The organism is Yoonia sp. (assembly GCF_014859355.1).
In the GTDB taxonomy this organism is placed as follows: Bacteria; Pseudomonadota; Alphaproteobacteria; order Rhodobacterales; family Rhodobacteraceae; genus Yoonia.
The window spans coordinates 1-12,603 of the sequence record NZ_JACUUJ010000056.1; the positions used below are offsets into that span (position 1 = coordinate 1).

11 protein-coding genes are annotated in these 12,603 nt (G+C 60.2%); 4 read left to right on the forward strand and 7 right to left on the reverse strand.

Annotated elements, in window-relative coordinates; all coding sequences use genetic code 11:
• From IBX59_RS13905 to IBX59_RS13925, 5 genes are all read right to left on the reverse strand, one after another.
• A partial coding sequence (locus IBX59_RS13905; RefSeq protein ID WP_296376598.1) for an alpha/beta-hydrolase N-terminal domain-containing protein occupies positions 1-581 on the reverse strand: 581 nt, incomplete at its 3' end.
• 80 nt (positions 582-661) lie between these two features.
• Positions 662-1,423, reverse strand: coding sequence for a hypothetical protein (locus IBX59_RS13910; RefSeq protein WP_296376600.1), 762 nt, complete (start codon positions 1,421-1,423; stop codon positions 662-664).
• 15 nt (positions 1,424-1,438) lie between these two features.
• Positions 1,439-1,576 (reverse strand): hypothetical protein, encoded by a 138-nt coding sequence (locus tag IBX59_RS13915; RefSeq protein ID WP_296376602.1) that lies wholly within the window; start codon positions 1,574-1,576, stop codon positions 1,439-1,441.
• Positions 1,577-1,589: 13 nt separating this feature from the next.
• The gene (locus IBX59_RS13920; RefSeq protein WP_296376605.1) at positions 1,590-2,897 is read right to left on the reverse strand and encodes an amidohydrolase family protein; all 1,308 of its coding nucleotides are present in this window, start codon (positions 2,895-2,897) and stop codon (positions 1,590-1,592) included.
• A gap of 207 nt (positions 2,898-3,104) precedes the next feature.
• On the reverse strand, positions 3,105-3,734 hold the full coding sequence (locus tag IBX59_RS13925; protein WP_296376607.1) for a VPLPA-CTERM sorting domain-containing protein: 630 nt from the start codon (positions 3,732-3,734) through the stop codon (positions 3,105-3,107).
• A 446-nt stretch (positions 3,735-4,180) separates the two neighbouring features.
• Between IBX59_RS13925 and xrtD the strand changes: the two genes are divergently transcribed.
• The 3 genes from xrtD (at position 4,181) to IBX59_RS13940 (ending at position 8,431) form a co-directional block, all read left to right on the forward strand.
• Complete coding sequence (gene xrtD, locus IBX59_RS13930) at positions 4,181-5,785, forward strand: VPLPA-CTERM-specific exosortase XrtD (protein WP_296376609.1); 1,605 nt, start codon at positions 4,181-4,183, stop codon at positions 5,783-5,785.
• Positions 5,786-5,826: 41 nt separating this feature from the next.
• A complete protein-coding gene (locus tag IBX59_RS13935; protein ID WP_296376612.1) occupies positions 5,827-6,930 on the forward strand; it encodes a glycosyltransferase family 4 protein in 1,104 nt (367 codons plus the stop codon).
• Positions 6,931-7,039: 109 nt separating this feature from the next.
• Positions 7,040-8,431 (forward strand): oligosaccharide flippase family protein, encoded by a 1,392-nt coding sequence (locus tag IBX59_RS13940; protein ID WP_296376614.1) that lies wholly within the window; start codon positions 7,040-7,042, stop codon positions 8,429-8,431.
• 1 nt (position 8,432) lies between these two features.
• On the opposite strand, the gene IBX59_RS13945 is transcribed toward IBX59_RS13940, so the two are convergent.
• On the reverse strand, positions 8,433-9,272 hold the full coding sequence (locus IBX59_RS13945; protein WP_296376616.1) for a 2OG-Fe(II) oxygenase: 840 nt from the start codon (positions 9,270-9,272) through the stop codon (positions 8,433-8,435).
• Positions 9,273-9,379: 107 nt separating this feature from the next.
• Complete coding sequence (locus IBX59_RS13950) at positions 9,380-10,150, reverse strand: WecB/TagA/CpsF family glycosyltransferase (protein ID WP_367119389.1); 771 nt, start codon at positions 10,148-10,150, stop codon at positions 9,380-9,382.
• Between the two features lie 607 nt (positions 10,151-10,757).
• Here IBX59_RS13950 and IBX59_RS13955 point away from each other — a divergent pair.
• On the forward strand, positions 10,758-12,603 hold a 1,846-nt coding region (locus IBX59_RS13955; protein ID WP_296376618.1), incomplete at its 3' end, for a right-handed parallel beta-helix repeat-containing protein.

The following is a 12,603-nucleotide window of genomic DNA, read 5'->3' on the forward strand; positions in this document are numbered from 1 at the left end:
AGGCCTGCATAGACACTGTCAGCCGCCTGCAACGCCCCGCGCACAATCACCCCGTTGCCGATGTTCCAGAACAGCACAGCCGTCAGGATCACCGCCAGCACCAGCGCCTGCGGGCCAGGCAACACCCGCGCAAACCGCCGCGACAGCCGCGCCACCACAAACCGGGCCAGCCGCGCCAGCCAGAGAAACCCCAAAAACACCGCGCCAGCCCCGCCCGCCAGCGACAGCGGCCGCGCCGCATCCACCGGGGGCATCGTCAAAAGCGCGCGCAACCCGTCCTGCCAGTCCGAGGACAGCCACAGCGTGACCGCCGCCGCGATCAGGCAAATCCCCCCCGCGACCAGCCGCGCCCGCCGCAACAGCACAGGCCGCAACACGGGCAGTTCCAACCGGTGCCACAGCAGCGCAAACACCAGCCCCAGCGCATAGCCCGCCGCAAGGCTGGCCCCGCTCAGCACCGCCTGCACGCCGGTGTCGCGCGGCACAAGGCTGGGGGCCAGCGACGCGGCGAAAAACACCGCCGCAAGGGGCATCGCGGGCAAGACAGGGCGCGGCAAGACCGCGTGCAGGGTTTTCAACATCGGCTGTGCGGCCTTATCAAAAGGGAAAATCTGTCATAAAGGCTCTCGCCCTTCGGAACCGGCCCTTCAGAACCGGCCCATCAAAACCGGAATGTCACCCCCAGAACCGGCCCGCCCATGCGCACATCAAAGCGGGTGCCGCCGTCGCGGTAATCCATCTGCAAGGCGCGATAGCCGACCGAAACAAAGGTATTGTCGCGCCAGCGGTAATTCACCGTGCCCAGCAGTTGCGCCGTGCGTTCCGACCCCACGCCAAAGCCGCCCACATCGGCATAGGCCAGCGCCGACCAGTCGGGCGCGATCTGGAAATTCGCGCGTGCGGCGATCACCGGATCGGTAAAGCTGCGGCTGCGTGTCGCCGCGGCCGGGATCAGCGGCACCGCAACCCCGCCTTTCACGTTCCAGTGCCGGAACCCGGCCAGCAGATCAACGGTAGCATCGGGCGTGGTCATCACCCGGCTGCCCACCAATGCCGTGATCGAGGTCTGCCGCAGCGTGCCGGTGGCAGGCAAGGCGGCAGGGGCGGGCGGGCTGGGGGTCACGCCGCTGCGCGACGATGAAGAGGTGCTGAAATCCCCCAGAAACACCAGATCGCCCTGCCGCGCATAGGCCGATACGAAAAAGGCGGCATCCAGATCCTCCAGCAGGTCAGCAAAGGAGGCATCAACCGCCACGGTCGGGGCACCGGTGAAGGGGGTGATATCGCCGCCCACACCCATGGCCCAGACATAGGGGGTGATCTGGAACGCCGCATCGGACCGCGCTTGCGCCAGCGCCGGACCGGTCAGGCAGGACAGGCCCAATGCGGCGCAGGCCAGCATCTTTATTTTGTGCATGATCATGGCGATGGGCCCCTCTTACAGCGTGTCTTTGACGATCCGGCCGTCTTTCATGATCAGGTTGATCCGGCCTTGCGGATCATCCAGCCAGTCCAGCCCGGCTTCGGGGTCGGCATCGACCACCAGCACATCGGCCAGCGCGCCTTCGGCGATCACGCCAAGGCGGCCGTCATAGGGCGCGCGCGCCCGCCATGGCCAACAGCTGCCCGGCAGCACCGGTCGCCTTGTGCAACGCCTCGAGCGGCGACATGAAACGGGCGAACTTTGTCAGGTTGAGCCCTTGACCGGCCCCGCCCTGTGCATTGAACAGGATGTCGGTGCCAAAGGCGAAATTCACGCCATACTGCTTTGCCAGACCGAAGGCGCGCGCTGTCCCTTCCGCCACCTCCTTCTGTTTGGCAATCTGGCGCGGATCCGTGAAGGTGTTCGACCCCTCGTCAGCCAGGAAAGGCTGAAGGCTCCACCACGTGCCGGTATCGGCCATCATCTTGACCGTGTCCTCATCGGCAAGCTGACCGTGTTCGATTGACTTCACACCGGCGCGGATCGCGCGCTGGATTCCATGCGATGTATAGACATGCGCACAGACATAGGTGCCCCAGTCCTCTGCCGCCTCGACCGCGGCGCGCATCTCGTCCTCGGAAAATTGGGTGCCGTCAAGTGGATCGTAAAGCGACGCAACGCCGCCGCCGGCCATGATCTTGATCTGGCTGGCCCCCTTCATCAACTGTTCGCGTGTGGCGCGCCGCACCAGGTCCGCGCCATCGACAATAAGCGCAACGCCCTGGCGTTCAAAGTTGTTGGGCGGCGTATCGGGAAAGCGCGGCAGTTCGTTCAACAGCCGGAAATCACCATGCCCGCCGGTCTGCGATATCATCGCGCCCGAAGGGAAAATACGCGGGCCCGCGACGACGCCGCGATCAATCGCCATCTTCAGCCCAAAGGCCGGCCCGCCCACATCACGCACCGTGGTAAAGCCGCGCTGCAGCGTGGCCCCGGCTTCGCGCCCGGCGACCAGATGCAGAAAGGCGACATCCTGCGTCATCGCTACGATCTGGCTGACCCCCACCAGCGTGGTATGCCAGTGCGCGTCGATCAGTCCGGGCATCACCGCCCGACCGCCACAATCGATCCGTTGCGCCTCTTCCGGACCCTGGCCGCGGGGCGGCAGCCCCGAAATCCGGTTGCCCGCGATCAGGATGTCCACGCCGTCACGCATTGACAGCGTTTCGCCGTCGAACAGGCGCAGGTTGGTCAGCAGGATCGGCCGGCCCGGGGTCTGTGCGCGCAGTTCCGTGGGGGCAAGGCCAAAGCCTGCGAACATCCCCACCACTGACGCCATGCCGCCAATCATCTGACGGCGTGAAATATCCGCCTCGATGCGGGCATAGGCGGCCATGGTCTCGGGCGCGCCGCACAGGCACATGTCAATCCCCGCTGCAATCGCCGTTTCCGGATCAGCGCATACCACACACATGGGCAAAGTCCTTTCTGTCGTGGGCCTGTCATGTCCGGCATCGCGTCAAAACGCAGGTGTCATGCCGCGACAACCCATCAATATGTTTGCATAATGTGCGGCTAGACTAACCAGATATGAACGCGAAGAAAGCGCTTTTTATGTGCTGGAAACGCAAAAGGCCGGGTTTCCCCGGCCCTGTCGCATTGATAACGATCTGTCCCCGTGTCAGACAGGCTTGCGGCGGCGGCGCAGTGCGGCAAGACCACCCAGCGCCCCAACCAGCAGCAACCCACCGGCAGGCAGCGGCACAGGCGTCGGCATCACGCCGATGGCGTCCACATTCCAGCCATTCGACGCGGGCCCGCCAACACGATTGTTGGGCCGCACCGGCCCGGCAGGCACGATGTCTTGCAGAGCCAGGGTATCAAAGCTGCCGAATGGCAGCGCAACACGCGTTACTTCAGATGCGTTGGTGATCGTCCCGACATAGGTGAAAAGGCGCAGATCAAAGCTGCCGAATATATAATCAGCTAGCAGGCCGACATAAATATCAACTGTTTTTTCCTGTCTGGACCGGTTGCCCTTGGTGCCCTCGACCAGCGTGACCTCGTTTGCAAAGGCGGCATCAAAGCCGAACAAGGCGACGCCGCCCTGCCCGATGCCGAACGATTTGCCATCATCAGCGCCAAGCGCGTTTCCGGCGGCGTCGCTGCCCCCCGTGCTTGTCGCCGTCACTGTTGCCCCGTCACGCGAATCGGTCACCGAAGACGCCCAGGTGATGGTTGTCGCCTGCACCGCCGATGCCCCGCCAAAGGCCAGAGCCGCCACGCACAAAAGGCTTTTTGCATTCAACATCGTCATTCCTTGTAATAAAAAGCCCAGAGACATCCCCGGCAAATCCATCGCGGCCAGACCGCCCGTTCCCGCCACCACCACGATGGCGCAGCCCAGGCAAAAACGATTCAGCACGCGCGCACTGTCTAAAGGGGCATCATGGCAGAAATAAGTTTGCGCAGAGCCATACTGTCGCCAAACAGGCATCAGTTATACAAATTCGTGGTATTTTGTCGCATAAACAGAAACGCACAGGTGACAAGAAACAAAAACGTTAACTTCAAACGCCCCCTCAACGCAAATGTGACCCCGCAAAGCCCCGAAAACCGGTCAGGGCGGGCACTCTGTCGTTCAATTTCTTGCCAAGACAGGGTATAGCAGGCACTGTCTGGTCAGATATTTTGTGAAAGTCCGCGTATTTCAGACAACCGCCATTCTGCGGTTGGGCAATTAAAGGTAGTGTGTTCATGGCGTCCGATAGTGTGTTTCCGACCGCAACCCGACCGCTTGGCGCGCTCAACACCTGGGGGTTTTTCTGGCTGCTGGTCGCCACGATCGCGGCGGCGTTTTATTTTTCCAACGGATTGAACGCGCTGCTGGTGGCCTGGCAACTGCCCGAATACAGCCACGGCCCGCTTATTCCTGTGCTGTCGGCGCTGCTGTTCCTGCGCCATATGAAAACGGTGCCGATCGACCCGGGCCCGAAACGCAACCGCTGGCCGGGGCTGGTGCTGGTGGTGTTTTCGTTGGCCTTCGGCGGCTTGGGGATACTGGCGGGGATCGACGATATCGTCGCCTATGCGCTGATCCTCTGGGTCGGGGGGATGTTCCTGATCAGCTGGGGCTGGAGCATCGGCTGGCGGTTCTGGCCCGGCGTGGTCCACCTGGCGCTGATGCTGCCGCTGCCCGGCGTGATTTACTACAAAACCACCACCTATCTACAGTTTGTCTCCTCGGAACTGGGGGTGTGGTTTCTGAAACTTCTGTCGGTGCCGGTGTTTCTGGACGGCAATATCATTGATCTGGGCGTCATCCGCCTGCATGTCGCCGAAGCCTGTTCGGGCCTGCGCTACATGTTCCCGATCCTCAGCTTTTCCTACATCTTTGCAGCCCTCTATCAGGGGCCCGGCTGGCACAGGGTGGTCTTGCTGCTGTCGGCGGTGCCAATCGCCATCGTGATGAACTCGATCCGCATCGCGGTGGCGGGGATCATCGTGCAGTATTACGGCGATGCCTGGCTGGACGGGTTCACCCATTTCTTTGAAGGCTGGGTGATCTTTCTGGCCTGTATCATCATCCTGTTCATGCTGGCCTGGCTGTTGCTGTTCATCCACCCCAAACGCCCCACCCTGTCCGAGGCGCTGGATCTGGACACCGCCAACATCATGCCGCAACTGGCCCGCCTGCAATATGTCCGCCCGTCCAAGGCGATGATCGGGGCGGCCGCGGCGGCGCTGATCGCGCTTGGCGGCATGATGGCCATGCCCGAACGTGGCGGCACAGCCCCCGAACGCGACCAGTTCGCACTGTTCCCGCGCAGCTTTGGCGCCTGGCAGCAGGATGGCCCGCGCATCATGCTGGACGCGGGCGTGGCCAATACGCTGGGTGCGGATGACTACCATCAGGTCAACCTGACCAACCCCGATGCCGCCGCCCCCGTGGGGCTGTTCATGGCGTGGTATGACGACCAAAGCAAAGGCGGCGTGCATTCGCCCGAAATCTGCCTGCCCGGCGGCGGCTGGGAAATCGCCTGGCTGGAACGCACCGATGTCACCGCGCAAATGGGCAGCACGACACCCTTTGCGCTGAACCGCGCGATCATCCAGCAGGGCAATGCGCGGATGATGGTCTATTACTGGTTCCAGCAAAAAGACCGCCGCATCGCCTGGGATTTCACAGCGAAATACTGGCTGATGGTCGACGGCATCACCACAGGCCGCACCGACGGCGCACTGGTGCGCCTGACAACCCCCATCCGCCCGAATGAAACCGACGCCGCCGCCGAAGCGCGCCTGCAAGAGGTGCTGCAAGCGGTCAACCCCAGCCTGCCGCGGTTCATTCCGGGGGGGTGAGAGGGCCTGTATGATGATTGTTCTGGATTGCAGGTAAGCCGATGAAAATCACCTTTATCTGCCCGGTTTTCGGGCTTAACGGCGGTCACAGGGTCGTTGCAACTTATGCACGCCATCTACAGGCGCGCGGGCATGAGGTGACAATTGTCTCGCAAGCTGCGCGCCCGCCCTCCTTTCGTGCCAAAGTCAAAGACATACTTGGCTGGCAGCGTCTGAAGGCAAAAACCATGATGCCCCTCACCGGAGCCTTGCAAGACCGGCATATCGTTATCTCTCCTCCCGGCCCCCCAGCAGCAGAAGATATTCCCGATGCCGATATCATCATTGCAACCTGGTGGGAAACAGCCGAATGGGTCGCGGCGCTGCCCGCATCCAAAGGGCGTAAATTCTATCTGTTGCAAGATTACGAAGTGTTCCCCTATTTGCCTGTGGACCGCGTGAAGGCCACCTATGGTTTGCCGCTGAAAAAAATAGCGGTATCCAGCTATATCCGTGACGAAATCGCAAAAAATCATGCCACGACAGGGGTTGATGTGATCCCGAACGCGGTTGATCTTGCACAGTTCAATGCGCCATCCAGATCACGCAATACATCCCTGACGGTGGGTTTTCTTTACACCGCAACACCACGCAAGAATGTGCAGCTGGCCATCGACGCCATTACCCTCGCCAAGGCGCGCCTGCCCGATTTGCAGGTCAAGGTTTTCGGGTCGCACCCACCCGAAGACACCCTGCCGCTGCCCGCATGGGTCGATTATCAGCAGGCCCCACCCCAAGAAGATATCCCTAAAATATACGCCGCCTGCGACGCATGGCTGTTCACGAGCGAAAAGGAAGGGTTCGGCCTGCCCATCCTCGAGGCCATGGCCTGTCGCACCCCGGTGCTGGCCACCCGCGCGGGTGCCGCCCCCGACATGATCGACGGCACCAACGGCAAACTGCTGCCCGCGTTGGCGCAGGCCTTTGCCGATGAAATCCAGCACTTTGCGCAAATGCCCGATGCAGCCTGGCAAGTATATTCCGATGCAGCCTGGCGCACAGCCACGTCTTATACATGGGAAAATGCCACGGATCGGTTGCTGGACCTTTTCAACGCCCCGGGCGCCCCTGAATGCCCTGCCCTGTTGCTGTCAGAGCAGACTTGATCCTGACCGATCACGCCAACCACAGTCTTGCCGATGACAAGGGCGGATTTTTAGACGATATCAGATATGTGCCGGCACCCGCCCGGTTTTCCAACGCAAAGCCGCCTCGATGATCTCCCCCCTCTCGCACTGGACAAAGCGCCTGACGCGCCTGCTGCAAGGCGACGCCCTCAAAGCGCGTGCGGCCCGCAGTGCCATCTGGACTATCGGCAGCATGGCTGGTTCCCAGTTCCTGCGGCTGGCCTCGAACCTGATCCTGACGCGGCTTTTGTTCCCCGAAGCCTTCGGGATGATGGCGCTGGTGCAAATCTTTATCACTGGCCTCGCGATGTTTTCGGATATCGGGATACGTGCCTCGATCATCCAGAACGACCGCAGTGATGAGCCCGCTTTTCTGAACACCGCATGGACGCTACAGGTGTTTCGCGGGGTTATGTTGTGGCTGTTTGCCTGTGCAATCGCCCTGCCCGTCGCCGCACTTTATGACGAACCTATGTTGGCGCAGCTTTTGCCCGTGGCAGGGCTGACCGCGTTGATCGGCGGCTTTACACCGACGCGAGTGAATACCGCCAACCGCGATCTGGTGATGGGGCGTATCACCCTGATCGACATTGGCACACAGGCCGTGGGGATCGTGGTGATGGTCATTCTGGCCTGGCTTTTACAGTCGGTCTGGGCGCTGGTCTTTGGTGCGATCCTGTCCGCACTGATCAAGCAGGTGCTTTATATGGTGCTGATGCCGGGGCATCGGAACCGTCTTGAAATCGACCGTTCGGCGATGGGTGAACTTGTCCATTTCGGCAAATGGATTTTCCTCAGCACCGCTCTGGGGTTTATGATCAATCACGCCGACCGCGCGATCCTGGGCAAGTTCATCACACTGGAGATGTTGGGGATATATTCCATCGGGTTTTTTCTGGCCAGCGTGCCCTTGCTTTTGGCGCAACCTCTGGCCAGCAAGATCATCTTTCCGCTTTATAAACAGCGCCCGCCTTGGGAAAGCGCGGACAACCAGCGCAAGATTTTCCACATGCGCTGGTGGCTGACGGGCGCGTTGCTGGCGATCGCGGCGGTTCTGGTGCTGACGGGCGATCTGTTGGTGCGGTTTCTTTATGATACGCGCTATACGCTGGCGGGGCCGATCCTGGTGCTGATGGTCATTTCACAACTGCCCTTGGTCATCCTGGCCAGCTACGACCAGATCCTGCTGGCGGCAGGCGATTCAAAACGCTTCATGACCCGTATCGCAATCACGGCTTTCACACGCACCGCCCTGCTGATCTTGGGCGTGATGCAATTCGGCCTGACCGGGGCAATCCTGGCACCGGGTCTGGCGGCGCTTCTGGTTTATCCCGTGCTGATCAGCGCCGTGCGCCGCTATGATGGCTGGGACCCTAAGCATGACATGGTTTATGGGGCGGTCGCACTGGTGATTGCCGTGGCGGGGCTGTGGGTCAATCAAGGCGCCATTTCAGATCTGATCACCCAAACCGCGCCATGACCTACCGCCCCCGTATCCTGCGCAGCAAACCCCGCGACTTGCGATAGACCACAGGCGGAACAATATCGCGCACCACGCGCATCAGTGCTTCGTTGCTTTTTGCGTCCCCTGCCCCCGGGCGCTGCTTAAACACCGTGGATTGCGACGTGCGCCCATCCACCCAGGTAGCTGTATAATAATAAAGCGCGATCGACAGCCGCGGGTCTCCGTCCGGGTGGTTTACGGGTTCGGGGTTGCCGTGCATCGTGTCACGCCCGGTTGAAAAACAGCACATCCGGTTCATCACCGGCGCAAAGCTGTCCACCTTTTCAGACATGTCGTCCGTCCAGATTTCGAACGCACCGCCATATTCCTCTTTCCAGTCCGGGTTGAGGTAGATCAGCACATTCATGCGCCGTTCCAGGTTCATAGGCCGGTGATGGTCAAAATCCGCGTGGATGCTCAGAAAGCCTCCCGTTTCCGAACGGTGGATCCCACCGCCCATGTAATATGGGTCAGGGATCAGCCCCTTGATCCCCGACATCTGTTCCAGAAACTGGATGAACGGGCGCGCGCTGAGCGCATGAAAGACCGCCTTGCTATAGGCGGGCATGATATCGGGATTGAAGGACATCTTCAGTTTTTCGTTGCCACTGGCATTTTCGGGGTCCTTGGCCCCAAGCGCCAAGGCTTCTTCGCGGACACGCGCCACCACATCCGCTGGCAGGAAATTATCAAAGCAGCCGTAATCATAAGGTGTCTTGCCTTGGTAAGACGATGCAAGCTTCGCCCCAATCTCCTTGGCATCCGTATAGGGGATAAACATGGTTTCCGGGTCCAATGGGTAAACAGGTAACGACATGGTCGATCAATCCTTTCACGAAAGTCAAAATCAGTTTCTCATGGGCATCATATCCCAAATGAATAAACCTTCTGGTCGTTTTATCCGCGCCAAGAGAACCTGAAACCTCACCCCCGCACCCTTATCGCCTTTACCGTCAACCCCGGCAGCGCCCACAGACAGGCGCCATAGCGCGCGGCAAGCCGTCGGGGGTTGCCTGCCAGCCGCCACAGCCATTCGGCCGCCAGCATCCGCACCAGTCGCGGTGCGCGGCGCTGGTGGCCTGCGATGAAATCCAGACCAGCCCCGATGGACACGAACCCCACCCCCGGCAGGGCCGCATAGGCGCGCGCTGCCAGCATTTCCTGTTTTGGTGCCCCAAGCGCCAGAAAACACAGGCCTGCTCCACTATTATCAATCGCCGCGATCACGGCATCCGCCCCTGCCCCGGTCGGATCGAACCCCATCGGCGGGGCCAATTGCAACACCACCTCCAGCCCCGGGATGCGCTGTTTCAATCGCTGCGCCGCCAGCGCCAGCGTGTTTTGCGTCGATCCCACCAGCGCCACAGGCACGCGCTGTGCCGCCGCCACCTCTGCCAGCGGCATGATCAGCTCTGATCCCGGGATCAGCGCCACGCGCTGCCCGGCCAAGCGGCAAAGCCAGACAATCGGGTTACCATCGGCGGTGACATGGCTCTGCGCCAGATAGGCCAGGCGAAAATCCGGTGACTGGCGCAACTTGACCACATGATCGAGGTTCAGCGTGGCCAGCGCAAACCCCCTGCCCTGCGCCATATGCTGGCCCAGATCATCCAGTAAACTCGTCCGGTCCGGCACGGTCACCTGCACCTGCCGTGCGCTTTGCACATCTATTTCCGACCAGACCATCACGCCCATAAAACCCCTGCACCACACCGGAATGTTGAAAACGAAACCGCCTGCGCGTCACTATCAGCGGCAGGTTGCAAAGTCACCCGCGCAAGCGGCCAGAATAAGGCGATAATCTGCGCCAAATGGGCCAGGGTCCGCAACAGCAACAGGCGGGCCGGCAAAGAATCATCCCGCTGGCCGAATCTGGCCGCAACTGGACAGGCCACCTGGCGTTTCGCCACAGACTTGCCGCAATGCAGCGGCGGATTGCGAACAATGATGCGAAAATCGAGGGTTTTTTCCTCAGACAGACCACGCCGTGGCCACAGAATCGACCCAAAACCTGATCAATTCTGATGTTCACGGGGAAAGGTCAAATTTCTTAGCGTAATCCGTCGGCACCCCCCCGCCTGTATTTAGGCAAGATTTTTCCGTCGGCGGAAATCAGACCATCAAAGACCGGTCCGGAATTGGCTTTCCGGCACCAGCATTCAGTAAGGCAAGACGCATAATAAACAGAGGCGAGCCCCTTTCATGACATCACAGCGCACAAGCCACCGGCCACCGGTCATCAGGTCGCATCCTTTGCCCATTTCATTCAGCACCAGCGCCCTTTTGGTCAGGAGATAACCCCATGTTTCGTTCCCTCTTTCAATGGTCCCGCAAGTTGCAGCAGCAGGCCGAAAGTGACACGACCGAAGAAACCGTCGAAACCACATTTTTCGGCACCTCTGACGGGGATACAACCCTGACCCTGTCATCCGGCACAACGACGTCTGACACCGACCTGTCAGGATCAGGCCGGAACAGCCCGTTCTGGATGTTCAAGGACAAGGGCCAGTCAGAGCCGAAGGCGGAAAAGACAAAGCCTGAAAAAACGACCGCCGAACCCGTGCCAGAGCCCGACCCTGTCGTGGTCGCGCCCGCGCCAGCGCCGGAGCCCGAAATCATCACCGATGACCCCATTCCCGTTGTGAAAGATGTCATTGCCGAAGACCCCGCCGTGAAAGAAACCCCTCTTGAAGACGTGGTCGCCCCAGGCACGCCGACCACCGGGCAAGACGTGATCGCAGAGGAACCCGTTACCACGGGCAACAACACCGGCGGCACACCGGTGGTCATCGACGATACCACTGCCACGCAGGATGATGTTATACCCGTCGCAGAGGAACCCGCCCCTGTTGAGGAAGACCCTGCTGTCAATGATCCGGTCGCCCAAGACCCTGTTGTGAATGACCCGGCCCCGGTGCCTGACGTGGCAGAGCCTGTCAGCGTGACCCGCCAGGTTGCCCCCACGACGCTGGACAGCAGCGGCCCGATGGGCGTGGCAGGCGGGCGTGTGACCACCTTTACCCTGCCGGATGCGGCCACGATCACCGGCATCACGATCAACAGCCTGCCCGCGCATGGCAACGTCACGGTCAACCCCGATTTCACCCTTGCGCTGGTGCTGTCAGGGTCGGATTACGCGGGGCCCTTGTCGTTTGACTATACGGTCACGCACAGCGACGGCACGACCGTCACCCATACCGCCACCTTGGACGTCGCCCCCCCCACGCAGGCCGCCGGCTGGGGCTTGGGCAACCATTACATGTTGGAAACCGACGCCAACGACAACCTTGTGGTGGAACACGGCGACAACCACCGCAAAGTCTATATCTCGGGCAGCGAAGACGCCTTGACCCGCGCCGACATCGCCGCCCTGGAAGGGGTCGACGAAAGCGTGATCACCACAACCTGGCTACGCAACAACCCCGAATACGGCGGATCCGAAGGCATGGCGCTGGCGGCCGATGTAGGGATGCAGCTTTGGTATGGGATTAACCCGTTTAACTCCGTTTCATCAAACTGGCTTCTTTTCGAGCGCGGGTATAATTACGATACCGTGAATGTCGGAGGTGTTAATGGCCGCTTGATCCAATATGGCACCTCTGGCGAAAGCGAACTGGCACCAATTCACATCACTTCGTGGGGACAAGGAGACCTTCCTGTAATCAACGATAAAGTAAGCATATTTCAAGAGCCAAATGTAAATATTGTCTTTACGGACATTTCTTTTGTGGGTGGAATACGTAACCTTTCTGGAACCAATGTCATTCTTGACAGCACCGAATTTACAAATGGATGGATTAATACTCAAAACGTATCAGGCTTTACCTTGATAAATTCCAAAATCATGGACGGAACGCCGCCAGAACCGCTTGCAGGCGACTATTGGACGGGAACATCCGCAGGGATGTTCGTATCAAACACAAGCGGAATCCTGATAGAGGGGAACCTTATCCATCACAACGGTTGGGAAGATGATTATCTTCTTGATGGATCAGCAGACGGCGGTGCCCCCCCAAATATGTTTAGCCATAACGTCTATCTTCAAAGCGATGACCGCGATGTCACCTTCCGGGACAATATCATCTCGCAAGGATCATCTTTCGGAGCGCACATCCGAGGCGGTGGGTATATCGAAGGTAACGTATTTT

What these genes read in the sequence shown, in the direction of transcription:
- IBX59_RS13910 (WP_296376600.1), bottom strand. Translation starts at nt 1,423, where the DNA reads ATGATCATGCACAAAATAAAGATGCTGGCCTGCGCCGCATTGGGCCTG.
- IBX59_RS13920 (WP_296376605.1), bottom strand. Translation starts at nt 2,897, where the DNA reads ATGTGTGTGGTATGCGCTGATCCGGAAACGGCGATTGCAGCGGGGATT.
- IBX59_RS13925 (WP_296376607.1), bottom strand. Translation starts at nt 3,734, where the DNA reads ATGTTGAATGCAAAAAGCCTTTTGTGCGTGGCGGCTCTGGCCTTTGGC.
- xrtD (WP_296376609.1), top strand. Translation starts at nt 4,181, where the DNA reads ATGGCGTCCGATAGTGTGTTTCCGACCGCAACCCGACCGCTTGGCGCG.
- IBX59_RS13935 (WP_296376612.1), top strand. Translation starts at nt 5,827, where the DNA reads ATGAAAATCACCTTTATCTGCCCGGTTTTCGGGCTTAACGGCGGTCAC.
- IBX59_RS13940 (WP_296376614.1), top strand. Translation starts at nt 7,040, where the DNA reads ATGATCTCCCCCCTCTCGCACTGGACAAAGCGCCTGACGCGCCTGCTG.
- IBX59_RS13945 (WP_296376616.1), bottom strand. Translation starts at nt 9,272, where the DNA reads ATGTCGTTACCTGTTTACCCATTGGACCCGGAAACCATGTTTATCCCC.
- IBX59_RS13950 (WP_367119389.1), bottom strand. Translation starts at nt 10,150, where the DNA reads ATGGGCGTGATGGTCTGGTCGGAAATAGATGTGCAAAGCGCACGGCAG.